Raw genomic sequence first — 25,803 nt, forward strand, 5'->3', positions numbered from 1 at the left:
ATAGCTCTTGGTCATATACATGTTAAAGATGTCATTTCTAATCTCGTATTCGTTTTTCCAATATTATTTCCCACTATAAGCTAACCTTTCACTCATTGCCTAGATATTTTTAAAATCATATCATTCTGCCCAATATCAGCTAATCTGTAGTGATATCTAGCAGTCGCCACCCCAATTTTTTTAATCATCATTGTTGTCTTTCCCTCCTCATTTCCGGTACATCTCACAATACGAGTAGCACCACAAACGAATCATACCATACATATAAGTTGCAAAAAGTAAAAAATTCTCCTATACATATATATAATTATGTATTTTTTGACACATTTGTTGTTTTAAAAAAAAAAGGATTTCCATATAACTATGAAAACCCCATTCCGTCTATATTTTTACAGGCCCCCAACAACAAAATCTACTCTAACAATCTCCTTAAAATATTCATCAATCCCCACCAATTCATACTTACTTCCGTCATTTTTCACGATCGCATCCAAGCCTTTTAACACATATGTTTGGGAAACTTGATCCATATCGGCCTGTTTAACGGGTACATTATTTTTGAGCAAACGCACCCGCAAAATTGGCCCCTCATAGCTCCCCTTATTTTCACTAGTACCGAGCGTGTAAACATTCTGGGTAACCCCGACCTTTAACACGTTCACTTTCAAATCGATACGAACTACTTCTTTGTACGTCGCATCAAATCCCACTACTTCATATTTAGCTCCATCTGCCAATATGATATTCTCTAATCCCTTTAATATATATTTTTGTGTTGTCGCGTCGATATCTGCTTGCTTCACAGCTTTGCCATCCTTCATCAGCCGAACGACTCGGATATTATCTCGGTATCCTCCACTAAATTCCTTCTGCCCAACTGTGTATTCCGGAACATCCAAGACCGATTTTACTTCCAGCGGCACACGGATTACCTCTGCGAAATTTTTATCCAAACCTACCATTTCATACTTACTTCCATCATTTTGAATCAAACGTCTCATCTCTTTTAGCACATAGTTTTCTCCGTCCGTATCTGCCTGCTTGATCACCACATTATCCTTAAAAAGTCGCACTCTAGTAATTGTTGAACCGTATGTCCCAGTATATTCATTCGTCCCGATAATATAGGCCGGAACATCCAGCATAGAGCGCACTGTGAGCGGTATCCGAATCACTTCTTTATAACTCTCATTCACACCGACGAGCTCGTACTTACTACCATCATTCACCACAAGCGTATCTAACCCTTTAAAAGTATAGGTTTTGGTAACTACATCTGTATCTGCTTGCTTCACCACCTGAGAATTTTTCAAAAGTCGGATCTTCCAAATCGGCTCACGATATTGCCCAGTGTAGAGATTTGTATTCGTGAAAAGTGGCTTATCCTGCACAAAGTAAGCGTAGTCAGTCGTGCCGATGTTCCCACGCACCGTATTTTCCAGTGCACTATTTCGCGTGTTATTCACAGCAACTAACTCATCCAGCTTCACTTGCGTACCGTTGTATGCAACATCGCTGACCGAAACCAAATGATCCATCCGCGTCCCCATCGTGATTGTATTGCCAATCAGCAACAGCCTCTTCGTAGCCGAACTAATCGTGAAAAAGGAATAATAACCATTGTTTACAAGTTTTCCTTCCACCAAAAAGTCATTCTTCGTGAACGATATGCCTTTTTCCTTATCATTCGTAGCCACATCCCCTTCAAAAATGCGAACTGGGTAGCGAACATTTCCCTCCGCTTGGAATTTATTTTGGTCGATCGAAATATTGCTTGGCTTCGTCGAAATTATCCCCGTACTATCCTCTTTCTCCCGACTATTGATGTAGACCATCGTGAAAATATCGCGCCCCTTTAAATCCACCTGATTGCCTGTCACAAGCGCATCCATGACACCGCACAAACGAATCCCCGTATAGAAAATCATATTTTCTGGATACACTTCCTCACTATAATCCATTCTAATTTTCGTGTTGTTTGGATTCTCACTATTAACCCGACCAGCCGTCAAAACATTATCTTTAATGATGAAATTCTCATTTTGTGGTCCATAACTATCAATTCCCGAATCATTCATCACATCCACTGGAATGCCCGCCTCATACTTCGTCTTAAAATGCGCATACCCATAACGCTGCATCCAATTTGTAATCCGATTTTTCTCGATAACAATCGGTTCCGCCTTACTGCCATTAAATTTATACATCTGAATCCCAGACCGGCCAAGATCCGACAAATCGTTATCATAAATTCGCACATTCTTGGAAAATTCTAGCCCGATGCCATTTTGCAAACCTGAATTCTTGATGATATTGTGCGTAATCGTGGCGTTCGTTACTCTACCAAGGTAAACCGTGGAATTTCCCTTTTTCTTCGCATCAATCACGCAATTCTCGATGTTCAACGTATCCAGAACTTGATAATCCTCATAATTCTTCTCTTCGTAGCCCGCGCCAAAGTCAATAAGCGTTCCAGATCTCTCATCCGATGCGTCGTCAGTATAGCTTATTTGTAAATTCTCCAGACTAATCGTATGCGCTTTCATTTCGTTCAATGGAAAACGCGTCGCAATCCCACGAACCACTTGAGTAAAAACTAACGAAGACTCGCTCACTCCCTCTGCATTCTTCTCCCCAGTCACCGTCACATTGGATGGTATCCCCAATGTCTGGCTAAAATAATACACCCCTTTAGGAACATAAATCGTCGTGTGTTGCGTGCTATCAAGCTTTCGCATCAGTTCATTCCAACGAGAAGCATTTTGGTCCGCTAAGCCCCTATTGTTAGCGATTACAATTTCACTCATATCTATCGTTTTCGCCTCTGATACTGCCTGAACCTCCTTCACATAAACCGAACATAAAGCAACAATAAGTAACGTAAAAAGTAGTTTCTTCAAATAAAACATCCTCCCTATTTTTGGATAGACTGCCTAATTTTTCGAAGTTACAACCGTTATTATTTGCCGTTACATTCAAAACCCCCTTTTTCCCAAAATTTCCTTTCACTAAAATAATAGCACGTTCCGCTATATTAAAAGTTAAATACTTCCGCTTCCTAGGAAATAATTATGAAGTTTTCGTCACAATTTCGTTTTTGCCTCTTTATTTTATGATATAGTGGATGTATTACTTTTTAAAATGAGGATGAAGCAGGATGCAGGAAATAACGATTAAAATAAAGAAAAAATCGGCGCGACAATACATACAAGGCTATCCCTTGCTGACAAAAGAAGCGGTTGTCGCTTGGCCTGATGTGGCAGAAGGAACGGTGTTGCGCCTGACAGATGAGGCCAATCGTTTTATCGCAAAAGCCTACCATGGAAATCAGAATAAAGGGATTGGTTGGCTGCTAACGTATGACGCCGAACAAGCGCTTGATCAAGCTTTTTTTGTCACGCTTTTTAAAGAAGCCTTTGCGAAACGGCAAGCCTTCTTTCATGACGAGGCGACGACTGCCTTTCGGATTTTTAACGGTGAAGGCGACGGTCTCGGCGGTCTGACGGTCGATTATTATGATGGTTTTCTCGTCTTGCAATGGTACAGTAACGGGATTTATAAGTGGAAGCAGATGCTTATCGCCGCACTTAAGCGCGCGATTGATACGCGTGGTATTTACGAAAAACGCCGATTCGATGAAAAAGGACAATACTTGGAAAGCGACGACTTTTTAGAAGGTGAGACAGCTCCTGAACCACTAATTGTAAAGGAAAATGGGATTAATTACGCGGTGTATTTGAACGATGGTGCGATGACGGGGATTTTCCTGGATCAACGTGACGTTCGCAAAACCATTTGCGACACATATGCAGCAGGTCGGACAGTTTTGAATACATTTTCTTATACAGGCGCCTTCTCGATTGCCGCAGCATTTGGCGGAGCCGCTCACACAACCAATGTCGACGTTGCCAACCGTAGCATTCCCAAAACCCGCGAACAATTTAGCGTCAACGAACTTGACCCAACGGCACACACGATTATGGCCGAAGACGTTTTCCAATATTTCAAATACGCGAATCGTAAAGCGTTGGCATTCGACATGGTGATTTTAGACCCACCAAGCTTCGCCCGCACGAAAAAAACAACATTCAGCGTTGCAAAAGACTACGGGAAATTGTTGGAGGAAAGCATCGCGATCACGAATCCGAATGGCATCATTGTCGCATCGACCAATTACGCCGGGTATGGCATGGAAAAGTTTAAGCAAGTTGTGCAAGAAGCGTTTCAGCATCAAGGACGGAAATATCGAATTGTGGAGCAATTTACGCTACCCGCAGACTTTGCAACGCGGAGTAGTTTTAAAGAAGGCAACTATTTGAAGGTATTGTTTTTAGAAGTAGAATAGTTAAAAAAGCATCTAATCATGGCCTGTAAAATGCCTAGACTAGGTGCTTTTATTATATTTCACTCAAATCCATTGCAATTTCGCGTTCATGATGTTAACCTTATTTAAAAATGAGTTTACAGCAAGGAGTGAATAACATGTACGATATAGTAATAATCGGCGCTGGAGTGAGCAGTATTTTTACGATGTTGAAATTAGATGATAAGCAAAAAATTCTGGCCATTGATTCAGGTCCTAGCATAGAAGAGCGGCTTGAAAAACCTTCTGCCTCCGGTTTTGGCGGTTTAGGATTGTCAGAAGGAAAGTATAATTTTTCTCCTTATTTGGGTAGTAATTTAAGTAGCAAAATTGGAGACAAGTTAGTACGTAAGCAACTATCCGAAGTGGAAGAAATAATAAATACGTTTGGCGGACAATCTGCCTTAAAATACCAATCCGATGCAGACAGCCACCTGTCTCGTGAAGGCGACTCACCGATACATTTTTTAGACTGCCCAACAAAGCATCTCGGCACCAAGCTTTCGAAAGAAGTGTATACGAATATATTTGCTCACTTGTCCAATAGAATCGAGTTCCTTTTTAATAATGCAGTAACCAACCTAGAGAAAACCGATGATACATTTCGCATTACCACTTCAGAAAACCATGTTTTTTACTCCAAAAAAGTGATTATTGCTACCGGTTCAAAAAAGAATCCTTCTCTTGACAACAGTTTGGCGGAACTAGGACTTGCCTATCAGAAAAAAAGGATAGATATCGGTTTTCGCATCGAGACCCTAAGTGAGGCATTGGATCCAATACTACAAAATAATTTAGAAGTCAAAATGAGAAGTGGTCATTTATATAGCTATTGCATGAATAAATTTGGGCGGGTAATTAAAAGAAATTTACATGGACGAGTGACACCAGATGGTCAAAATTGTAGAGAAGATAAACCAAGTAACAATTTAAACTTCACACTATTTCGCCCCTATCACTTCGATAATGAAGCACAAATGAATGCATATCTTGACCCTCTATTCCACAAAATCAACCAAGATAGAGGCAGAATCATTGGCTACCCCCTTCACTCCCTATCTTCCGAATTTAAACCCAGAAAGAAAATCGAGGGGACATTACCGTACGAATCAGATTTTGCCGCCGACATAATTTTGGATGATTTATTAAAAGAAACGATTGCTTTTTTTCATTGCTTAGAGCAGGTTTCACAGTCTAAAATAGATGGAAACACATTATTATATTGCTATGATACGAAAGAATTAGGGCCCGAAATCCATACCGATATTTCATTCGAATCTGACGTTCCTAACCTGTTCTTTATTGGTGATTGCTCCGGAGTCACGCACTCACTGTCACACGCAGCTTGCAGTGGTCTATATTTAGGCAAAGCTCTACGCGACTAAAAAGCGGGAGACGGGACACGAGAAAAACCACCTAGCTAAGAGACACTGTATGTCTTGGCTGGGTGTTTTTTGATTGCTTATGTTTCACTCGTTTTTCATATTGCTTGGAGAAAACGCAGGTTTAAAGCGAATCCTGCCACATGTTCATGATTTAGATATTACTTAGATAAAAACACGGCAAACCTTACCGCAGTGGCTACGTTCAGGCCAATTTACATTTCACATTACTTAGATAAAAACGCACCTATCGAACACCAACCGATACTCTGAATGAAATTTACATTTCACATTACTTAGATAAAAACTTGGCTAGCGATTTTAACAATCGGCGGTCTTTTCTTATTTACATTTCACATTACTTAGATAAAAACGAAGAAATAGCTGTCTATCTCGGTGTATCCGATCGGATTTACATTTCACATTACTTAGATAAAAACTCAAAGATGACCGTGTAGAAGCGTTTTCTAAACTTATATTTACATTTCACATTACTTAGATAAAAACATGCGGGATGATGCTTCAAAAATTTATCATGAGCTTATTTACATTTCACATTACTTAGATAAAAACCTTTTCCTGTATAATCCTGCCCGTAGCCTGATACGAAATTTACATTTCACATTACTTAGATAAAAACTTCAAGATGCTATGAGTAAACAGCGTGTATTGTGATTTACATTTCACATTACTTAGATAAAAACCTTAAAAACTTTAAAAAGAAATAGGAGGTGGTAAGAATTTACATTTCACATTACTTAGATAAAAACTTTTGTAAATGAAAGATGGCAAGGTGAGAGACGTTAATTTACATTTCACATTACTTAGATAAAAACAACAAAAGTATGTAGGAGCAAATGATGCAATTGTGATTTACATTTCACATTACTTAGATAAAAACCCAAGTGTGCAATCTGATAACAAATTATCCAAAACAATTTACATTTCACATTACTTAGATAAAAACGAAACGAAGAAATGAATAAAAAGCTTTCCCAAGCTAATTTACATTTCACATTACTTAGATAAAAACTTTATTTCGCTATGGATAAATAGTATCACGAATGGTAGATTTACATTTCACATTACTTAGATAAAAACTAAGCGCACCATTGCTTGAGTTCTTTTAATTCAGTATTTACATTTCACATTACTTAGATAAAAACCATTCCAGCGCTCTAAGTATGAAGCGAGTTTGTCCTATTTACATTTCACATTACTTAGATAAAAACTTTTTCTGCCGCTTTTGCCTCATCTAATTTCTGACATTTACATTTCACATTACTTAGATAAAAACACGAGCAAAAAGCGCCAATAAGCGAGTGTCCACATTGATTTACATTTCACATTACTTAGATAAAAACGGAGGCGAAGACGATGCAGGAACAGAGCCGGGCGTACATTTACATTTCACATTACTTAGATAAAAACAGTACAAGAGCTACAAAAAAAGAACTCCACTTCTTGATTTACATTTCACATTACTTAGATAAAAACAGTCTAGAGTGTACTGTAGACATGATTCACAACGGAATTTACATTTCACATTACTTAGATAAAAACAGCGTTAGTTATTGAAGCTTTAATCGGAGAAAAAAATTTACATTTCACATTACTTAGATAAAAACGAATTATGATGCAAGTTTTATAAGCGGTGTGCTAGATTTACATTTCACATTACTTAGATAAAAACTTACCATAACGATATACACGTAGGCGACCCGCTCAATTTACATTTCACATTACTTAGATAAAAACCCGTGCTATTTCGAGCCTACTCCCATCATACCTCAAGACCCCTAATCTGTCGACCTCCACCAAAAAACAAATTTCGCACTACAAATTCATCCTACCTTTCCCCTCTAAATCGCGAAACCCATTCTACCCCAACACTTTATCAAAATCTGTCGATCCCCCAATGTTTTTACGCTACTGGAGGTCGACAGATTTTTTCACCCCTTAGAAAAAGTTCGACGTTTTTTCATCTGCTGCTCCCCAAAACTCCTTCTCCAACCATCTTTCCTGCCTACTAGAGAATACAATCACCGAATCTTCTTCCTCACGAATGTATTGATCTAACTCCATCCGTAATTTCACTAACAACGGTGGCGTGATTTCCCCCTCAAAAACTGATTTTTGAACATGCGTTAAGTATTTTTTACAGATTTTAAAAATGTTTCGCGATACTTTTGCGCCACCATTGTCCTGTGTTATATCGTAAATCAAGATAATATACATCGCCATTCACCACCAAATCTTGAATCCTTCGTAATTCTTATCGTTCATCACGTGCTTGATTAGTTTATAGCACTCCAGCCGAATCAGATGCCGATAGGAAACATTTCGTCCTAAATCCCGATGTTTCACCGTTTCCTTCATCCGCAAATCGTACGCCTGCAAAATTTTCTGCCGCGCTTCTTTCTTCATATAGCAAAAATTAGCTTCTTTTTCAAAGTCTTTCTCTGTAATAATATTCTTGTTCAACATGCTGAAAATAATCCGATCGGCAATCAGCGGCTTAAACACCTCCGAAATATCCAAACAAAGCGAAAATCGCCGCTCCCCCGCGCTATGCAAATAACTGATCGCTGGATTTAATTGCGTTTTATAAATCTCCGTCAAACAGCTCGAATACACCAAAGAATTTACATATGAAATCAACGTATTAATCATATTATCCGGTGGCCGCTTCACTCGTTTTTCAAAATCGATTTCTTGGTTAATAATTGCCTGCCAAGCACTGTAGTACACTTTGCGAATATTCCCCTCGATGCCCATCAACTCGGGCACGTTCTGCGTCTTCGCAATTTTCCTCCGCAACGCCTTGATTTCTTCCATCGCCCCGTCCACATCTTTCTCACGCTGACGATAATACCTTAAGTTCCGCAAAATATTAAACGAAGCGCTTTCCACCAATTGAACCGCAATCGCATGACGAAGCAACTCATCCACATAATGCGACACTTGAGCCACGAGCAATTCCCCAGAAACATTGGATTCGCGCGGATAATAACTGCCACTATAAAACCCATAATAATTAAAAATATGCACCGGGATTCCAAGTTGGCCGATATAATTCAAACATTTCGTATTTAAATCCACTTCCCCAAACAGAAAAATTTCGCGCGTCATCTCGACTTTTAAATCTTTAAACTTGCCATCTGGCGCCGTTAGCCGGACAACATTATCCTTCCGCTTCAACTCGCCATTTGAAAACAAATAATAGCTCTCCATACATGTCTCCTTTCAAATATAGCAATACTCAAAGTACGCGCATTTTTTGCAAATCGGCTTGTCGATCACATGCGGTGGCGTATTTTGCGCGCAAATTTTTTCAATATCCGCCAAAATCAGCACTAATTCCTCCGAATCTTCCGGTGAAAGCGTCGCTTCTTCTCGGCGGCGCAGTTTCGGATAATCGATCACGCCATTTTCGATCGCAATCCCTTTTTCACGCAGAAAATAAATGTAATACTTCAACTGCCAAATTCCCGCCTCCTCAATGGCCCGGCTTTTCTTGACCTCATGCAAAACCTTCCAATCGCGGATAAAATCAATGTTCACCGTCTCATCAATCATCACCTGACCAGAATCACGCGTATAGCTCGATTCATCAAGCAACTTGCCCAACTGCACATTCTCATCCAAATGCTCCATCCGAATCGCCTTCGCAAAACACCATAATTTGCGCTGACATACAAAATAATAATACACATGCGTCCCGCTAATTCTCATTGCCCTGCCCTCCTACTAGAAAAACTGACTCTCTTTCTCTCGATCTTTTGGCGTCAAACCAAGGCCTGTGTCATAATCACAATCAAAAATAGTCACTTTTTCATAGTCATTAATCTTGATGGCGTCCGATTTCCCTTTTTCAAAAATATAACCTGGCACGTCCAGCATGAACGCAGAGAGCATCGTTCGCGCCCTCATCTTCGTTTTACGATCCAGGCCTTTTGTTTTTATCGTCTCGATGTAGCCTCTAATTTCGGCTTCATTTTCAGCAAAAATCGGCTTTGGAATCGCAGCAACCGAGTTAATATCACGGAATCGCTTCTTCACTTCGTTCTTATCCAGTTCATACGTACCAAAAGATTTCACGTAATCTATATCGCCCTTCACTTTCTCATAGTACTCGCTGCCCTCAAGCGCCTCCGTCGAGTAAACCCGATCAATCATCGCCAACTTCTGGGCCTCCGAAACCGCGCCGTCCACATCTTGCAACAACGCCCTCGAGTTCTCATGAATTTGCGCATCGATAAAGCCCCGCGGTCTCAAACCCGAACATTCCACGTCAAACACATACACATTCGTCGCCACATCCAGCTCCCGATTCCGGTAACACCGCCCCATCCGCTGAAAAAGACCGTTCACATCAGACAACTCGGTAAACAAAATGTCAACATCAATATCAAGCGAAGCCTCCACAACCTGCGTTGCGACCCAAATACAAGGCCTAGAGCTCCCTTTTTGCCCATCCGATAAAATCGCGTCTTCTTTCGCAGTACGGTCACGTTTAATAAACTGACTATGAAGCAAGTGAACCTCCGCATCGCCGTGAGCCTCAACGAGCTCCTCATACATAGCCTTCGCAACCCGCACCGTATTACAAATCACCAAAATCCGATTGTCCTCATAAAACGCACTAATAAACGCGCTGCTAATCGGCTCGTGAATAACTTTTAGACTATGGCGTACCCGATCAGAAATAAAGTCCTCCTCCGCACGCGTAAAAGTAACGCCCTCTTCGGCCAAAAGATCCGGAATAATTCCCGGTAAAGTCGCCGTCAAAATCGTGAATTTACCGCCCACTTTTTGGATGTAAGAAAGCCCAACAATGAGGTAGGCCAACAAGTCTGGCGAGTACATCTGCACCTCATCGATAATGACCTTGGAATAAGAAAGCGTCGCCAGCTTCGGCTCAAATCCCGCATAACGAAACACAAAATCAAAAAGCTGATCCAATGTACAAACCGTGATCGGAAGCGACATTTGGCGCGTTTTCGTAAAGTAGTCCTCAATATCCATAGCTTCTATCTCTGGCTCGTGAATCAAATACTGACCGTAAGTTTCCGAATGAAGCAACCCAACGCGATCCGTCTGTTGCTCCCTCACAATGCCCGTTTCGCTATCCATTAACCTGCTATAAATCGCGTTGATCGCCGTCCGCAAAGGCAACGTGAAGAAGCCTTTATTGTTTCCTAGCCAAAGCAACCCAGCCTCCGTTTTCCCCATGCCCGTTTCCGCCACAACAATCACGTTCTCCTCTTGGTGCGCCTGCATATATTTTTGTAAGGGTTTCCAATCAGCGTCAGGATTTTGCTTCCGAAATGCACTCATCTGCTCCGTCATCGCCGCTTCTAAAAAATCGTTGGGCTTTTCAACGTCAATATCAGCACTTGCCGCGAAATCAATGCGGTTTAGGAGACCTTTTAGGAGGACGTATTGCCGGAATGTTTCAAACGGCGCACCATCATTCTCAAAAATTTGATCATTAATATGAAAATATATCTCAGGAATTTCATCGGCAATATGGTATTCTAATTTCTTTTTCAAATCACCATATTCAAAATCATTCCATTCTAGCTCCAGTTTAGAAATTTCTTCTTTCCAAACATCTTTTGCTCGCGGAAACTTCCTTTCATGATGCCTTGCAATTACTTGAAAAAGGATTCTAATCTCATCCTCTGAATAGCCCCTATCCTCCAATTTCTCAAACGGAACAAATGCTACCGATAGATAGCCATGTGTAATTTCATTTTTATTAGTTCTCCCGCCAGATATCTTACTTTGAAAAGATGTATTCATTTTTCCAAGATCATGTATTAAACATGCTAAGTCTAACAAGTACCAATCCACTTCAATATCTGGATAAATTTTTTGCAATAGTTCATAGTTTTTTAATAAATCATTAGTGTGGTTTTGTATCGTTTCTATCGGATCTGATTTTGCTAAGTATTGATTCATTCCCATCAACTCCTAAAAAGCTTGGACAAACTAAATGACTTCGGATAACCTTACCAATACCGGTTATATTGATCATATACAGATTTGCCCAAGCTCTATTTACTCTTCCATTCTAACAAACATTAACTTATCATCCTCATCTTTTGAATAGAATCTTCGAGATGATACGGTAACATCAGTAGCATAAAAAACATCCTTTTTTAGCCAATTCCGAAACATTTTAGGAGCCTTGGCTGTTCCCCTATTGATCAACTCATACGTACTAGTCAATAAATACCTTGTTCCTAAATTATTGCGCCTCCCTATATTCGAACGTTGCCCGAAAATCACTAACTTATCTTCCACATCTTTCACAGGAATATATGCTCCATAGCCCCGGTCTACCGATATATTCTTTTTAAATCGTACATTTCGCTCAAACGAAACCACCTTCACCTCTTGGATCGTCGCAATATCTTCACGGCGACCAAGCGATGGATACTCTTGCGGCGTTTCGAAAGCTTCGGCGATCGTCGGAACCAAGCTTTGATCTTCCGGAATCACATGCAGAAGTAGTTCGACATCCACAAGCAGCTCCGCCGTTGCAATCCCCCGACCCACGCCATAATCACCGACTTTTAACTGATGACGTTTCTCGTCATACGTCATGCCATTCTTAAATTCATACCGCGTGTACAAATCGTTCACCTTGGAAAAATACTTTCCTTGAATACTGATTTCCATCGGATGATAACTTGTAAACCCACACATCGTATGCACCATCCCGATCACCGTCGAATACGGCGGCAACGGGTATGTTTCCTTTAATTGAAAACTCGTCGGCTTTTTATAATTCACTAAATCCTGCCATAATTTAATCCTAATTGCTTTCATAATATGCATCAATCTTTTCTTTAAGATCATTGAAGAAAGCAGGCACAGATTCGGCATTTAGTGCTTTTTTAATCTCAGACGTGTTCTCGAATTGCCCGTCAATCACACCACATTTGGTATTTTCTTTGATGCCGCTATAATCCAACACACCAAGAATATTGTCGACGAGGACTTTATTATCCTTGATATCCACGACATTTTGGAAAACAGGGTTCTTCACATCGTACACGCCACCGATGATAAATAGCGGTTTCAAGTCCTCACGACGACCGCGAATATCACGATACAAGAACGCAATCGTATCCATTAATTTTTGCACGCGACGGCTTTTTTCCTTGTTGTCGATTTGGGTTTGTCCATCGATTCCGATTTGATCGAGGTCGATTGTCACCGTATAGCGGTAGTAAGAACGATGAATCTCTGCTTGCGCGATGTTCATGTTTTCGCCAACTTTATCCGCTTGTCCTTTATTCGTCAGGAAATCCAGATCCGCTTTAAAAGTCTCTAGCGAAATCGCATTTGACAGTCGTACTTTTGCCGAACGTTTTTGCCCTTGTGTTCCCTTTTCCGTTTTTAAGTAACCGAAGAAATCAAGTTCTGGAAAATCTGTGATCGTTGCTTCACTCAAGAACTGAATTACCTTCTTGTCTCCACTACCTTCCGCCTTGACTGGGGCAGGCTTCTCACCAACCTGCTCCATCATATTGTAACGAATCGCTTGGCGAGAAATGTACGTGTATTGGTCACCATTGTTGCGAGATATTTTTTTGAGCGCCGAGATATTCCCTAGACTCTCCCCATAGTTTGCGCTTTCTGCTTGAAAAATGATTGTCATTGCTAGGCCTTTACTTTTCATTGTCATTTCCTCCATCTTTATCTTTGTCATCGCTCTCTATCGCACCGTTCACACCAACCATAAAGGCATAACCGACCGTTTTAAACGTCTCATCACTCGTAAAAGATTCTAAGAAAAAATCTGGAATCGTCTTGCCTAAATACGAATAGCTGTTTAGAATAATGTCCATAAACGCATCACGATTGTTTGTTTTCAACGCGTTCAACATTTTGTAGTTAAACCCGCCACGCTTATGCTCTGGATACGCCTTCTTAAACTCATTCCCGCACTTGTTAATATGCCAAATCCGACCTTTCGAAATCTCAGTCATCGCCTCTATCTCCTTTAGAAAATTCGTATTGATTTCAAGCAAACTGCCGACGTGCCCCATATGATAATATGTATTACTCACATTCGTCACTTTTAAATACATCGCTTTGTGGATAAATGTAAATAAATTCTCATTATTCATCAGACGGCGAACCGTTTCTTGATAGAAATTAACGTTCAACGTACCTTCTTTAAAACCACATTTTTGAATCATTTTTAAAGCGTTTTTGGAGTCATGAAAAATATTCAACGCGCGCTTGGATAAGATGTTGAAGCGATATTTCTCATTTTCGTAACGAACCACTTGGATATCTGCTAACTCGTAGTGCCGCTTATCCTCAATTTGATTAGTAATCGCCTCAATCAGCGCACGATACGGACTTGTCTGCGTCAAGGAATCTTCATGATTATGCAATATTTCATAGCGTATTTTCTCATTCACCTCATGCAAGGCTTCCGCGCTAACCGAATCATTGATGAAAATACCGTTGCCATAAACATAAGTAAATCCAGCTGGGACGCAGGAATAAATCATTTTGCAAACTGCACAAATTTCTACATCATTATAAAAATCCCACACATGCGAACTTTTCTTTCCTACATCAAACCCTATTTCATTTAAAAATCTAAGATTGAATTTCATTCGTTTAATCGGTTTATTGCATGTCGAACAACGATAATTTGGATCTATTTTATCAATTTCACAGTATTCTTTGGCTGGGTCTATGAATGTAGTACGATAATCCACATAGCAATCCTTTTCTTTCGTCTGTGGATTCAGGAAACTGATGCCTTTCCAGCCATTATTAATGATCGTATAAATCACATTTTTAGCCGCCAAATATTTCTTACCTTTATCACTTTCACAAAAAGCAATAATCTGATCTAATTTCGGATAGACTTGCTTCACTTCTTGGATGATTTCGGATCGCTTCTCCTCAAACGTTTCCCTCTTTTTCAGCAATCCAACTTTGGCAAGATTTTTCCCCCACTGGGCAGGGTCAACTGAGGCATCAATAAGCGGGTATTCACTCACATAACTTGCACTTTTTAAATAATGTTTCACCACTTTCGCAATATAATCATTCAACCGCTCCAACGCCTTCTCATCAAAATCTGCAAAATCTGCTTTCCGATGTCGCTCCATTTCCACTTTGAACGAAACGATCTTATACCATGACAGCGTTTTCTCATATTCCCGAATAAAATAATCAAAATACTTTTCCTCAAAGCCGTCCAATAAGGCTTCATCGAAAAAGACACTCTGACCTTCCATCCGAATATTCTTTTTACCAACAATATTGATGAAACCGACAAGACCAGCATTAAACAGCCAATCATTCGCTCGACATTCTATTTCACTCATATTTTCACCTCCTATGCTTGCATTACCATCCCAAATCCGGTGCCAGTCAACGATCCGATGCCGCTTGTCAACATGTGCTCCAACAAATATTTCGGCGCCTCTACTTCAATTAAACCAAGAGAACATGCAATATAGATGTCATAATGAAGCGCAACAGTCTTCTTCATTTTCAATGGCGTAATCTTCATGTTCTCAATGTCTTTTGCAATGAATTCGCCATATTCATCCTGTAATTTAATCAACAAATTACGCTTCAACAAAGATACAAACTCCCCGTCTTCAAAGCTAAAGAACCAATCCTTAAATGTTTCTCTATTATGATCTCGACAAACAATTGGAGATAGCGTTTTAAAAACGACACTTTTACCTTCTATTGGAGCGATTTTAACAATGTCAACATGGCGCACACTTAAATCGCATAAATCTGTAATTTTGACAGCTCTATTTTTTAAATTGACGAATGAGTTGTAAATTACAATGGCTAATTCTGGATTCCCCGTTGAAAAATTAATAATCAGTTGTCTCCCTTTCACAGTAATCCCATCTTTTCCAAATATACCTTCTTTGAAATATACCGCAAAAGTAAAATCTTTTTGTTTATTTGTACCATACAATTCTTCAAATACTTCTGGATGTGCTTGTTTCATGCCAGTTTTAATAAGCATTAAAATCTTACGTCTAAAATTTAGTGGAAATCTCTCATCACTTAATTCACACGTTACCTTTAATCTCAAATCCTCACCCCCTTTGTCTGTAAGGCGACTTGCAACATGCCACCCTATAGATCTATCATATAATAAAACCGTAGTATATTACATCTGATAACCTACCTTTTTTATAAACAAATTATCTTTATGTTCACAAAAATGACACCTAATCATAACCAAAATTAGGTGCCTTACTTCCAATTCTATTGCTTCAAAATCAACTGACGTTAGGATTAGTACCACCGCGCGAAAGTACTTTCTTCCACCTAAAACAGCAAAATCACGGATTTCTTATTGTATCCAGGCGAAGAGTACGCTATACTAGATCTTTGTTATTGAAATCTGAATAACATGTAAAATTCTGCGGATAACATAGAAATGGAGAGATGAAAAATGGCGAAAACACCACAGTGTCAAAGTTGCGGCATACCTATGAATAAACCAGAAGAATTTGGTACCGAAAAAGACGGAACGCGCTCAGAAAAATATTGTTTGAAATGTTATGAAATGGGACAGTGGACAAACCCTGACGCAACCTTCGATGAGTTTTATGAAATAAGTTTAAAAGGTTTTCAGGAATCTGACATGAGTAAGATCGGGAAATTTTTTCTGAATAAAATGTATACTAAAAAATTCTTGAAAAAGTTAGAGCGCTGGCGTTAACACCGTAGAAAGTGAAAGTACATTCACCTCTTAAAACTACTGAATATTTAAAATGGCAGAAGCCCAGTAAACCGTTTGCTGTATAACGGTTTACTGGGCTTCTTAAAATACCTTTGCATGGTAACTACGCGTTTTGTTCTCCCTACTTCAAAATCAACTTCCCAGCTACTTTCTTCTTATCAATCAACTGATGCGCGCCAATCACACCGCGCAGGTCAAACGTCAGTACCTCCGCCGTCTTCAACTGCAATTTATGCGAGCGATATAAATCCGCCAAGTAACTCAAAGCTTCTTTATCCTTCATGTCCTTCGTGCGCTTCAAGCGAACTGCTGTCACTTTCTTGTCCTCAGCATGTTCTGGAACTGCTGTAAGCGAAATGTAACGCCCGCCTTTTTTCACGTAAGCAAGTCCTTTCGCGGCACCTTTACCGCCAAAACTTGCGTCCAGTACAACGTCTGCTTTATCTGCCAGCAGTTCAGCTACGTTATCACGATCGTAAGCTACGACGCGGTCTGCGCCGAGTGCGCTAACGTAATCTGCATTTTTACTACTCGCAATCCCGATCACTTTGATACCTTTTTCTTTGGCAATTTGTACTGCGATCGCGCCAACTGCTCCTGAGGCTCCTTGAATGATCAGTGTCTCGCCTTTTTTCACGTTCGCAACTTGTAGGGCATAGTACGCCGTAATTCCAACAGACGATAGTCCTGCCGCTTCCTCTATACTCATCTCTTCGGGTTTTTTGACGATATTGTAACTTGGTGTCGCGACATACTCGCCGTAACCACCGATAGAAGGATGGGCAATGACGATGTCTCCAACCGCGTAGTTCTTCACTTTGGAGCCGACTTCAGTAATTTCACCGACGACATCGCTTCCGGGAACAATTGGGAAACCTAATGGTCGTATTTTTTGCATCACGCCTGCGCGTAACAGAGCATCATAAGGATTCACCCCTGCGGCTAAAACCTTGATAACTACACCTTTTTCGCTTGCTTTTGGTGTCTCTAGTTCTAATTCTTCAAATACTTCGGGAGCTCCGAATTGTGTAAATCCTAATGCTTTCATTTTGTAAATCCTCCTAGTCTGTAACTTTTTCTTCTATGCCTGTGAGCCAATCGATAATTTCATCTTCTTCGGCTACATTCACATTATGGCTTACGTAATACGTCCTGAGTGTCACTTCATCACTCATCGTTTTAAAATATCGTGCAATGCGTTCGCCTTCCACAACGGGAAGAACGGCATCATTAATTCCGTGGCCTACAAAAATGGGCTTCTTCTTTAAAAGGAGGTTTTTCGGGCCTGCCTCGAGAAACGCTGGTAACTTCGCGCTCAGGAAAACGCCACCGTGATACATCCCTCCATTGCGGACGAATTCCGTCATCGATACGATGCCGCCTTGTCCAAAGCCCATCAAATACATTTTTTTGCGATCGATCGATGGATACTGACCGATGATTTTTTCAACGAACTCGTGGATGCTGTTTGCTGCATATGTAATCGTCTTTTCGCTAGGTTCTCCTTCTGATACCATTTTGTAGTAGGCGTATCCTGGACCTTGTTGGACATTTCCGCGAATTCCAACGATGACAAATCTATCCATGACCGATTCTAAAATTCCTGGTAAATCTAGCTCGTCAGCTCCAACGTCATGCAGTGCAAAAATCGTCGGAAACGTATCTTCTGCCTTGCGATCAATTGGTTCATAAATGTCATATGCAAACATAAACAAATTCCCCCGTTACTTCGCTAGTTCAGCGATTTTTTTAAACTCTTCCTCTGTGAGCGTAATGCCTTTGCCCATTTTCTCATTATTTGGCGCCCAATCACGAATATCGTATTTTGGGGCGCGACCATTCCAGCTGATCAAATTAACCTCTCTGCGCCATCCCTTAGCGTTTTCCGACAATACACCAATGTGTTCTACAATTTCAAACTCGATACTGCTCATCTGCAAAGACTCCTTTTATACGTAATGCTTTCATAGTTCATAATACCAGATGTTTACCCTCAAATCGCCTTGTAGAATCGTGTTTTTAGAAAATCTTTTTATTTTGACTAGAAAAATTGCTGTTGTTGCGTTAGGATGGGAGGAGAGATTAGTTAGAACGGAGGGTAATGCGATGGAAGATGCTCCTCAAGATTTTTTACTCGACACATGTTTACTCGCGGGAAAAATTATGATGGAAAGCGGCGCAGAAATGTACCGCGTGGAAGATACGATGAGCCGAATTGCAGAGGCTGCTTCAGAATCCAAGGGGATAAGTTTCGTAACTCCAACTGGTATTTTTATGGCGTTGCAAGGCGGTTCGACGGTAAAAATGGAACAAATACCAACGCGAACGATTGATTTGGAGAAAGTCTCCAAGGTCAACGATTTATCGCGTGAATTTACGATGAAACAAATTTCGCTAGGTCAATTTTATACGCAATTACGGTCGCTGGATAAAGAGGTGAAGTTCTTTCCAATCTGGTTACAAATCGTTGCGGCAGCAGTTGTCAGTGGTACATTGATGATGATTTTTGGTGGGGTTTGGAAAGACTTGATTGCAACATGTATGATTGGCGCGATCGGATTTATCATCTTTTATTACGGTACCGAATTTTTTAAAGTGAAGTTTTTGGCCGAGTTTTTAGCTGCATTTACGGTTGGTTTATTGTCGGTACTCGCGATTTCGGTCGGCTGGGGTGTGAGTTTGGACAAGATGATTATTGGTGGTGTCATGCCGCTCGTGCCTGGGGTTCCAATTACAAACGCCGTGCGCGATTTGCTGGCTGGACACCTACTGTCAGGAATGGCGCGCGGAACCGAAGCCTTGATTACAGCAGGGACGATTGGGATTGGGATAGCAGTGGTATTCCGCTTTTTCGGTTGAATGAAAAGCTGAAACGGCCCGTTCAGCTCCGAAAAAAACTGGAGCGGCCGCAGTAAAAAGCCGATCTTGCTTTTTATGGAGGGCGTGAAGTTTTCGAGGAGTTGGCCGTTGAAGCTGGATCGAAGGCGCAGGACACGATGTAGCACATGGATTACATACTCACCTACGGTTCCTATGCATATTGAGGCTCTAACTCAGCAAAGTTCGCTTCGTAAGAGCCACAACAAAGCTGAAACGGCCCGCTCAGCTCCGAAAAAAACTGGAGCGGCCGCAATAAAAACCCGCTCTTGGTTTTTGTGGAGGGCGTGAAGTTTTCGAGGAGTTGGCCGTTGAAGCTGGATCCGAAGGCGCAGGACACGATGCAACACATGGATTACATACTCACCTACGGTTCCCATGCATATTGAGGCTCTAACTCAGCAAAGTTCGCTTCGTAAGACTCTCAACAAATCTGGAAGGAGATGACCCAATGTTTTCGATAGTACTCATGCAAATTGTTTTCAGTTTCCTCGCCACACTCGCATTTGCCATCATCACAAATGTTCCCCGTCGTTCATTAATAGAATGTGGATTTACCGGGACGCTCGGCTGGATGACTTACTGGATTTTATCTCACCTAGAGGCAGGCACAACGATGAGCACGCTTGCCGGAGCGTTCATTGTCGCTATCGCCAGTTATTTCTTTGCAAAATCTAAAAGGTTACCTGTTACCATTTTCAACGTTCCAGGCATTGTTCCATTGGTGCCCGGTGGTCTAGCCTACCAAGCCGTTCGGAATTTTGTGCTCGGTGATTATATCGAAGCTATTTCTTTTTCGGTACGCGTTGCTCTAGTTGCTGGTGCTATCGCCGCTGGACTCGTACTTTCGGAAGTTCTGAACCACAGTATTCGCCGTTTTCGTGAACATAAGGAAAATATTTGAGTGTCTTTCGTTGGCAGAGTTTATGCAAAAGCGTTATGCGGGGAAAATAGATGGCGACATATTGGAGCCCGGATCGCTTAACATGTGCATCGAGCAGCCAAAACAGATCGTTTTTGAACGGGAGATTTATCCTACGCCACATGACAAGGCTGGGATACTATACAAAAGCTTGATCATCCAACACTGTTTTGCGAATGCGAATAACAGAACAGCACTTGCTTCTTTAGGTTTATTTTTGAAATGTAATGGTTGGCAGCTCTTGGCAAGCAATCAAGATGCGGAGGATTTCACGGTAGCCATTGCGCTAGATAGTAATATGGAGTTGTCCAAGATTTCTGATTGGATTGGAAAAAATTCCGCGATGCCTCGTTAGTTGGGCACCGCGGAATTTTTTATTATACAAACGAATGGACGCGTGTATTTTTTGTGAATTTGTAGCTGGCAATGCAGAAGAACAGTAATGCGTAGCCTAGCAGAATCGCGATATTCAGACTGATAGAGGCCAAATTGCCGTTTTGCTGTAGTGTCGTGATCGCGTCCATAACCCAATACTGTGGCATGAATTCGGCGATTTTTTGCATGAAGCTTGGCATGATGGCTACTGGAATGAGCGCGCCGGATAGCAAGCTTGTCAATGTGAATAGAATCATTTGCAAACCGCTGACGCTCTTTCTGCTCGTCGCTGTAAATCCTAAAGCGAGCGATAGAAGCACTGCCATGATTGCGAAAATAAACAGGATACCAAATAGGGCAAAATAAGATACCCCTGGATCAATGCCAAATGCAAATCGCATCGCTACGAGACAAATCAGGATCTCCGTCACAACAACCGCTAACGAGAAAAGCGCATTCCCAAATAGGTAAACCTTGCTACTAAGCGGTGTGGACATAAGTCGGTAAAACGTGCCATCTTCTTTTTCCTGCAAAATTAATTCGCCTAGATTCCCCGCCGCGTACAGCAACATCATACATAGAAAACCAAGAATTTGCATCGACATCATCAAAATAACATCTTGCTGTGTGCTTGTCGTTTTTTGCGTCACGCTAATTTTGGATTGGTCGAATGTACTCGCATATTTAGAGAAATCTTGTCCGCCATTTTGACTCGCCTTCATCATCGTCATCATATTGGTGAGTGAAGCGTTCACTGTAGCCTTCACCGTCTTGTTCACCGTATCGCCTTGAATCGATTTCACCGTAATATGTTGCGGATCAAGAGCCTCGATACTTTTTTCCGATCCCTTTTCAAAAATAACAAGCGCATCTAGCGACCCACTCGTGAGTTTCTTGTTTCCATCGGATAGTGAAACCGACTGTGCCTCTTTATTGTCCGCCTTCATCCACGTCACCATTTGCGTCGTATACGCGCCTGGATCCTCATTTACCAAACCAATTTTCAGCCCGGCAGTCGTCGATTGCGCACCGTACGAAAGAAAATAGATTAAAATACTCAAAATCGGCAAGCCAATAATCATCAGCAATTTCGCCTTGCTCTGCGTGAGACTTTTCAAATTATGCCTAAATATCCATCCAACTTGTTGCATTTTAATACACTTCCTTTCGACGAATCCACAAGCTCATCATGACGACAAGCACAGCAGTTATCAATAAATTAGTCGCGATTGGTATGACAGCTGCAGCCACATCCTGATTATACATCACATCACGAACGCCGATACGCACCCAGCCAATCGGTGAAAGCTTCGACATTAAGCCGTCTCCAGTCGGGAAGTACGCGCCTCCGAGAAAAGCGAACACTTGCACGAGTATCGACGCCGCTCCCGTCGCCGCAGGGTTCCCGTTACTAAACACGTCGACCGCCATTCCAAGCGCCACCGACAAGAACAACAAGCTAAAGTAAATCACGAAAATCACCGCGACATATGGCCCCCAATTCACCCCGAAAAAGAGATTTGAAACCACCATTAGCAGCAGAAGCGCCACGACCTGCATAAAAATCGCGCCGAGAAAATTCCCGATAATCGCCGTAGATTTCTTGATTGGTGCAATGAACAATCGCACATCTGTATGGCGCACCTTCTCCTCACGAAACACGTTGATACCACTGTTGATCCCAAACATCATCACCATCGCAATCATCGCAACCGCATAATATTCAAATGCACTAATCTTATTTCCTGACGCCTGCTTTTCGATATGAACAGCCGTATCAGACGGTTTCGGTGGATTTTGCAACACACTTGCTTGCGTCTTGTCTACTTTTACAATCGTGCTCGCCAACTGATATTGCGCCGTAAACTGGTCTAAATAACCATTCAATACACTCATCTCAATAGCGCTTGGTGAGTTGGTCGTCACCGTCAAATCATCCGCAACCGCAACAAATCCGACCGCATCTCCATTTTCGACCGCACTTTTGCCGGCTTTCGCGCTTTTTGCTTCCTTAAACGTTATCTGTTTCCCGCTGGCGTCTTTTGCGAACTGCTCAAATCCCTTGCCTAGCGGGCTTTCCTTTTGCACCACGTACTCTATCGTCATCTTATCAAGCTTGACATCACTGCTAAAGCTATCCTGCAACACGCTCCCTAACACTAGAATCAGCGCTAATGGAAAAATTAACATATAGAGAAAATAGCCCTTATCACGCAGCGTGAGCTTGATTGCCTTCAACATAATATGAAAAATCATCATCTGCCCAACTTCTCCTCTCTAATCTCGTAATTTGCGGCCTGTTAGGTTTAAAAAGACCGTTTCCAAATTCAGCGTTTGCTGGTTCATCTCGACGACTTCCGCCGAATGACGAATCAAGACTTCTAATACCGTATTCAAGTTGTTCACTTCACTGTTTGAAGTAATTTTCAGCGTATTGCCAGCCAGTACTTCCACTAATTGGATTCCAGAAATCGTCCGCAATTCGTCCAGATCCACTTTTGCAACCTCATCCACAACGATTCGCATTTCTTTCATATCGGAAACCAGGCTCACAAGCTGTTCTTTAGTACCTTCCGCGATCACTTTGCCATGGTCGATAATCGCAATATAATCACACAACTCCTCAACTTCTTCCATATAGTGACTTGTATAAATGATCGTACAACCTGACGCATTCAGCTTTTTAATCGACTTCAAAATGTAGTTCCTAGACTGCGGATCAATCCCGACCGTCGGCTCATCCATAATAATCAGCGCTGGTTTATGCGCGATCGCACACGCAATATTGAGGCGCCGCTTCATGCCACCTGAAAAAGTACCCGGCTTCTCCTTCCGCTTGTCCGCCAAACCAACAAACTCCAATGCCGTCTCTGCTGCCGTATCCAGTTCCTTCCCACGAAGCCCATAAAGCCCCGCAAAAAAGCGCACATTCTCAAACGCCGACAAATCATTGTACAGCGCAATATCCTGAGGCACTAAGCCAATTCGTTGCTTAATCTCCAAACTATGTTGCTCTTGCTCCTCACCAAAAAGTCGTATCACACCCGTATTCTTCTTCAAAAGTCCACATAAAACGCTGATCGTTGTACTTTTCCCAGCACCATTTGGCCCAAGCAATCCAAAAATCTGCCCCTCTTCAATGACCAAATCCAGATTATCCACTGCAATATTTTTCTCAAATTTCTTCGTTAGTTGCTCAATTTCTACGATTTTCATTGCGTTCCCTCATTTCCATGCTTATCTTACTTCCTAGTATAGAAAAAAAGCGAGCATCGCAACAGTGCAAATACTCACTTTCTCACCGTGAAGATCTCACGAATTTTTTCACATGCTTCACGTTTTCGAGCGGAATCAGCGTCACAAGCGTAAATCCATCCGTTGCATCAATAATCAGCTTGCCACCAAGTTTCGCCGTTCGCTCCTCCATTCCCATCAAACCAAGGCTTTTCGTTACGGATTCTGCACCAACACCATTATCCTTCAACTCCAAACGCACAAACTTATTCAAAACCGCAAACGTCACATCCACGCGGCTCGCTTGGCTATATTTCAATATATTCGTCAAACCTTCCGTCAAATTTTGGATGAAAACATACCACATCGCTTGCGTCACTTTTGCAATGATTCCTTGCGTTTGAAAAATCGTCCGAATCCCGTACTGCGCCTCAAATGTCTCTAGTTGCGCCTTCACGCGATTAATCGCTAAACTTTCCTGAGCAGGTTTAGTCATTTTAAGCGTCTTGCGAATCTCCTCAATGCCCGACTTATTGATCAAAATCGCATTATCCAGCAGTTCTGCCGCTTTTTCCCGATCCGTTTTAAGCAATGCCTTCGCGGCCTCAAGCTGCATCAAACCACCCGTCAGCGAATGCCCTAACTGGTCATGAATCTGATGAGATAGCGCGTTCCGTTCCTCAAGCTTCGCCAAATACGTCTGTCGGATATTATTCGTTTCCGCAGCATCGAGCCTTGCCGCAAAACCATCCAGCTTCACACGCATCCCTTCATTCTCTAGCTCCATCTCCGTCATGACATACGCCGCCCGGTTCAAATACCAATAAAAAGCACCGACAAAAATACTAATCCCTACATAAATCAACGTGTACCCTCCGAAAAATAACGGAATCAGGGTTAAAATCACAGCACATCCTATCCATTTCGGTGGACACTTCTCATCACGCAATAACAAAGCTAGCGTACAAAACGGCATTAATAGCCCCATCAGAGGCAAATACCAAACGCTTACCAACCAAACCAGCCCAATTAACCCTAGCCGAATTCCCAGCTGGTACCGCACAAGAATAAACGACAATAACGTCACCGAAATATACAGCAAAAAATGCAATAAATAGAGAGCAATAATCCCACTCGGCGTATTTTCCTCAAATAAATATACGATCAGCAACAAACAAAACGCCACATCCAGCGTTAGCTTATACCTCGTCACCCTTCAACGCCTCCAATTTTGCCCGTCAAATACAATATCGCGAGCTGCGTTCGGTGATCTAATCCTAATTTTCCAAGGAGTGCCGAAATATTATTGGCAACCGTTCCTTCCGAAATAAATAAATTCTTCGCGATTTCCTTGTTTGAAAGACCGCTTGCAATAGCCTTCATCACATCCATTTCTCGCGCCGTCAAGTGCAATCCACTCAAATCAGGAGCAGCAGGCATCACCTCATCCTGCAGCGAGCGCTTCACCTTATCCCAAATTTCATCTTGAATAATACTTTGATTTTGCATCACACTCACAATCGCATGGTGAATCATCTGCGGATCATTATTTTTCAGCAAATAGCCCTTCGCTCCGTTCTCAATCGCCTTCAAAATAAACGCGTCATCATCAAACGTCGTCAAAATAATCACTTTTGTCTGCGTTGTTTCCGTAATCACTTTCGTCGCCTGAACCCCGTCCATCACAGGCATCCGCACATCCATCAAAACCACATCCACCTCATGCTCCTGACAAAATGCTACGGCCTCTGCCCCGTCCGCAGCCGTTCCAACCACTTCAATCCCATCCATCGTTCCAAGAATAATCTCCAGTCCGCCCGTAATAAACGAATTATCATCCACCACTAAAATATGTATCATATCCACCGCACCCCATCGCTATTTTCAT

23 protein-coding genes and 1 CRISPR repeat array are annotated in these 25,803 nt (G+C 41.7%); of the genes, 6 read left to right on the forward strand and 17 right to left on the reverse strand.

The window, feature by feature from the left end:
• Positions 1–389 precede the first annotated feature (389 nt).
• Positions 390–2,900, reverse strand: coding sequence for a right-handed parallel beta-helix repeat-containing protein (locus HCJ54_RS02425; RefSeq protein WP_187136501.1), 2,511 nt, complete (start codon positions 2,898–2,900; stop codon positions 390–392).
• A gap of 257 nt (positions 2,901–3,157) precedes the next feature.
• Here HCJ54_RS02425 and HCJ54_RS02430 point away from each other — a divergent pair, with 257 nt between their 5' ends.
• On the forward strand, positions 3,158–4,345 hold the full coding sequence (locus tag HCJ54_RS02430) for a class I SAM-dependent rRNA methyltransferase (RefSeq protein ID WP_187136502.1): 1,188 nt from the start codon (positions 3,158–3,160) through the stop codon (positions 4,343–4,345).
• 137 nt (positions 4,346–4,482) lie between these two features.
• Complete coding sequence (locus HCJ54_RS02435) at positions 4,483–5,748, forward strand: Rossmann-fold NAD(P)-binding domain-containing protein (RefSeq protein ID WP_187136503.1); 1,266 nt, start codon at positions 4,483–4,485, stop codon at positions 5,746–5,748.
• 210 nt (positions 5,749–5,958) lie between these two features.
• A CRISPR array of direct repeats spans positions 5,959–7,503; the repeat unit is 30 nt; unit sequence ATTTACATTTCACATTACTTAGATAAAAAC.
• Between the two features lie 201 nt (positions 7,504–7,704).
• Here the strand turns inward: HCJ54_RS02435 and cas2 are convergent.
• The 8 genes from cas2 to cas6 form a co-directional block, all read right to left on the reverse strand.
• Entirely contained in the window at positions 7,705–7,983 is a 279-nt protein-coding gene (cas2, locus tag HCJ54_RS02440) for a CRISPR-associated endonuclease Cas2 (RefSeq protein ID WP_185411561.1), read from the reverse strand.
• Between the two features lie 6 nt (positions 7,984–7,989).
• Entirely contained in the window at positions 7,990–8,979 is a 990-nt protein-coding gene (gene cas1b, locus HCJ54_RS02445; protein ID WP_187136504.1) for a type I-B CRISPR-associated endonuclease Cas1b, read from the reverse strand.
• 12 nt (positions 8,980–8,991) lie between these two features.
• A complete protein-coding gene (gene cas4 / locus HCJ54_RS02450) occupies positions 8,992–9,480 on the reverse strand; it encodes a CRISPR-associated protein Cas4 (RefSeq protein WP_187136505.1) in 489 nt (162 codons plus the stop codon).
• Between the two features lie 15 nt (positions 9,481–9,495).
• Positions 9,496–11,712, reverse strand: coding sequence for a CRISPR-associated helicase Cas3' (gene cas3, locus HCJ54_RS02455; protein ID WP_187136506.1), 2,217 nt, complete (start codon positions 11,710–11,712; stop codon positions 9,496–9,498).
• Positions 11,713–11,811: 99 nt separating this feature from the next.
• Entirely contained in the window at positions 11,812–12,585 is a 774-nt protein-coding gene (cas5b, locus tag HCJ54_RS02460) for a type I-B CRISPR-associated protein Cas5b (RefSeq protein ID WP_244966875.1), read from the reverse strand.
• Positions 12,572–13,441, reverse strand: a complete 870-nt coding sequence (gene cas7i / locus HCJ54_RS02465) for a type I-B CRISPR-associated protein Cas7/Cst2/DevR (protein WP_187136508.1) — start codon at positions 13,439–13,441, stop codon at positions 12,572–12,574. The genes cas5b and cas7i overlap by 14 nt, the downstream gene beginning before the upstream one ends.
• Entirely contained in the window at positions 13,431–15,116 is a 1,686-nt protein-coding gene (gene cas8a1, locus HCJ54_RS02470; RefSeq protein WP_187136509.1) for a type I-B CRISPR-associated protein Cas8b1/Cst1, read from the reverse strand. Before cas8a1 ends, cas7i begins: the two co-directional genes overlap by 11 nt.
• Positions 15,117–15,127: 11 nt before the next feature.
• Positions 15,128–15,850: a CRISPR-associated endoribonuclease Cas6 gene (gene cas6 / locus HCJ54_RS02475; RefSeq protein ID WP_187136510.1), complete on the reverse strand. Its 723-nt coding sequence runs from the start codon at positions 15,848–15,850 to the stop codon at positions 15,128–15,130.
• Between the two features lie 366 nt (positions 15,851–16,216).
• Between cas6 and HCJ54_RS02480 the strand changes: the two genes are divergently transcribed.
• Positions 16,217–16,486, forward strand: coding sequence for a zinc ribbon domain-containing protein (locus tag HCJ54_RS02480; protein WP_036065859.1), 270 nt, complete (start codon positions 16,217–16,219; stop codon positions 16,484–16,486).
• A 142-nt stretch (positions 16,487–16,628) separates the two neighbouring features.
• Here the strand turns inward: HCJ54_RS02480 and HCJ54_RS02485 are convergent, their stop codons facing one another.
• Genes HCJ54_RS02485 through HCJ54_RS02495 form a run of 3 tightly spaced genes read right to left on the reverse strand, consistent with a single transcriptional unit; the run spans position 16,629 to position 18,441 of the window.
• A complete protein-coding gene (locus tag HCJ54_RS02485; protein WP_187136511.1) occupies positions 16,629–17,555 on the reverse strand; it encodes an NADP-dependent oxidoreductase in 927 nt (308 codons plus the stop codon).
• A 13-nt stretch (positions 17,556–17,568) separates the two neighbouring features.
• A complete protein-coding gene (locus HCJ54_RS02490) occupies positions 17,569–18,216 on the reverse strand; it encodes an alpha/beta hydrolase (RefSeq protein WP_036065857.1) in 648 nt (215 codons plus the stop codon).
• Positions 18,217–18,231: 15 nt separating this feature from the next.
• Positions 18,232–18,441 (reverse strand): YdbC family protein, encoded by a 210-nt coding sequence (locus HCJ54_RS02495; RefSeq protein WP_036065856.1) that lies wholly within the window; start codon positions 18,439–18,441, stop codon positions 18,232–18,234.
• 172 nt (positions 18,442–18,613) lie between these two features.
• Here HCJ54_RS02495 and HCJ54_RS02500 point away from each other — a divergent pair, with 172 nt between their 5' ends.
• The 3 genes from HCJ54_RS02500 to HCJ54_RS02510 all read left to right on the forward strand — a co-directional run bounded on the left by HCJ54_RS02500 (position 18,614) and on the right by HCJ54_RS02510 (position 20,661).
• A complete protein-coding gene (locus tag HCJ54_RS02500) occupies positions 18,614–19,366 on the forward strand; it encodes a threonine/serine exporter family protein (RefSeq protein ID WP_185526277.1) in 753 nt (250 codons plus the stop codon).
• Positions 19,367–19,835: 469 nt separating this feature from the next.
• Positions 19,836–20,288 (forward strand): threonine/serine exporter family protein, encoded by a 453-nt coding sequence (locus HCJ54_RS02505; protein WP_036065852.1) that lies wholly within the window; start codon positions 19,836–19,838, stop codon positions 20,286–20,288.
• 10 nt (positions 20,289–20,298) lie between these two features.
• Complete coding sequence (locus HCJ54_RS02510) at positions 20,299–20,661, forward strand: type II toxin-antitoxin system death-on-curing family toxin (RefSeq protein ID WP_187136512.1); 363 nt, start codon at positions 20,299–20,301, stop codon at positions 20,659–20,661.
• A 22-nt stretch (positions 20,662–20,683) separates the two neighbouring features.
• On the opposite strand, the gene HCJ54_RS02515 is transcribed toward HCJ54_RS02510, so the two are convergent.
• The 5 genes from HCJ54_RS02515 to HCJ54_RS02535 form a co-directional block, all read right to left on the reverse strand.
• Positions 20,684–21,832 carry an ABC transporter permease gene (locus HCJ54_RS02515; RefSeq protein ID WP_244966876.1) on the reverse strand — a complete coding sequence of 383 codons (1,149 nt, stop codon included), beginning with the start codon at positions 21,830–21,832 and terminating at the stop codon, positions 20,684–20,686.
• A 1-nt stretch (position 21,833) separates the two neighbouring features.
• Positions 21,834–22,940, reverse strand: a complete 1,107-nt coding sequence (locus tag HCJ54_RS02520) for an ABC transporter permease (RefSeq protein ID WP_187136513.1) — start codon at positions 22,938–22,940, stop codon at positions 21,834–21,836.
• An 18-nt stretch (positions 22,941–22,958) separates the two neighbouring features.
• Complete coding sequence (locus HCJ54_RS02525; RefSeq protein ID WP_187136514.1) at positions 22,959–23,897, reverse strand: ABC transporter ATP-binding protein; 939 nt, start codon at positions 23,895–23,897, stop codon at positions 22,959–22,961.
• Between the two features lie 82 nt (positions 23,898–23,979).
• Positions 23,980–25,128, reverse strand: coding sequence for a histidine kinase (locus tag HCJ54_RS15595; protein WP_187136515.1), 1,149 nt, complete (start codon positions 25,126–25,128; stop codon positions 23,980–23,982).
• Positions 25,125–25,775 carry a response regulator transcription factor gene (locus HCJ54_RS02535; RefSeq protein ID WP_185526272.1) on the reverse strand — a complete coding sequence of 217 codons (651 nt, stop codon included), beginning with the start codon at positions 25,773–25,775 and terminating at the stop codon, positions 25,125–25,127. The genes HCJ54_RS15595 and HCJ54_RS02535 overlap by 4 nt, the downstream gene beginning before the upstream one ends.
• Between the last annotated feature and the right edge of the window lie 28 nt (positions 25,776–25,803).

Source organism: Listeria grandensis, assembly GCF_014322885.1.
Classification (GTDB): domain Bacteria; phylum Bacillota; class Bacilli; order Lactobacillales; family Listeriaceae; genus Listeria_A; species Listeria_A grandensis.

What these genes read in the sequence shown, in the direction of transcription:
- HCJ54_RS02430 (WP_187136502.1), top strand. Translation starts at nt 3,158, where the DNA reads ATGCAGGAAATAACGATTAAAATAAAGAAAAAATCGGCGCGACAATAC.
- HCJ54_RS02435 (WP_187136503.1), top strand. Translation starts at nt 4,483, where the DNA reads ATGTACGATATAGTAATAATCGGCGCTGGAGTGAGCAGTATTTTTACG.
- cas2 (WP_185411561.1), bottom strand. Translation starts at nt 7,983, where the DNA reads ATGTATATTATCTTGATTTACGATATAACACAGGACAATGGTGGCGCA.
- cas1b (WP_187136504.1), bottom strand. Translation starts at nt 8,979, where the DNA reads ATGGAGAGCTATTATTTGTTTTCAAATGGCGAGTTGAAGCGGAAGGAT.
- cas4 (WP_187136505.1), bottom strand. Translation starts at nt 9,480, where the DNA reads ATGAGAATTAGCGGGACGCATGTGTATTATTATTTTGTATGTCAGCGC.
- cas3 (WP_187136506.1), bottom strand. Translation starts at nt 11,712, where the DNA reads ATGAATCAATACTTAGCAAAATCAGATCCGATAGAAACGATACAAAAC.
- cas5b (WP_244966875.1), bottom strand. Translation starts at nt 12,585, where the DNA reads ATGAAAGCAATTAGGATTAAATTATGGCAGGATTTAGTGAATTATAAA.
- cas7i (WP_187136508.1), bottom strand. Translation starts at nt 13,441, where the DNA reads ATGAAAAGTAAAGGCCTAGCAATGACAATCATTTTTCAAGCAGAAAGC.
- cas8a1 (WP_187136509.1), bottom strand. Translation starts at nt 15,116, where the DNA reads ATGAGTGAAATAGAATGTCGAGCGAATGATTGGCTGTTTAATGCTGGT.
- HCJ54_RS02480 (WP_036065859.1), top strand. Translation starts at nt 16,217, where the DNA reads ATGGCGAAAACACCACAGTGTCAAAGTTGCGGCATACCTATGAATAAA.
- HCJ54_RS02485 (WP_187136511.1), bottom strand. Translation starts at nt 17,555, where the DNA reads ATGAAAGCATTAGGATTTACACAATTCGGAGCTCCCGAAGTATTTGAA.
- HCJ54_RS02490 (WP_036065857.1), bottom strand. Translation starts at nt 18,216, where the DNA reads ATGTTTGCATATGACATTTATGAACCAATTGATCGCAAGGCAGAAGAT.
- HCJ54_RS02495 (WP_036065856.1), bottom strand. Translation starts at nt 18,441, where the DNA reads ATGAGCAGTATCGAGTTTGAAATTGTAGAACACATTGGTGTATTGTCG.
- HCJ54_RS02500 (WP_185526277.1), top strand. Translation starts at nt 18,614, where the DNA reads ATGGAAGATGCTCCTCAAGATTTTTTACTCGACACATGTTTACTCGCG.
- HCJ54_RS02505 (WP_036065852.1), top strand. Translation starts at nt 19,836, where the DNA reads ATGTTTTCGATAGTACTCATGCAAATTGTTTTCAGTTTCCTCGCCACA.
- HCJ54_RS02515 (WP_244966876.1), bottom strand. Translation starts at nt 21,832, where the DNA reads ATGCAACAAGTTGGATGGATATTTAGGCATAATTTGAAAAGTCTCACG.
- HCJ54_RS02520 (WP_187136513.1), bottom strand. Translation starts at nt 22,940, where the DNA reads ATGATGATTTTTCATATTATGTTGAAGGCAATCAAGCTCACGCTGCGT.
- HCJ54_RS02525 (WP_187136514.1), bottom strand. Translation starts at nt 23,897, where the DNA reads ATGAAAATCGTAGAAATTGAGCAACTAACGAAGAAATTTGAGAAAAAT.
- HCJ54_RS02535 (WP_185526272.1), bottom strand. Translation starts at nt 25,775, where the DNA reads ATGATACATATTTTAGTGGTGGATGATAATTCGTTTATTACGGGCGGA.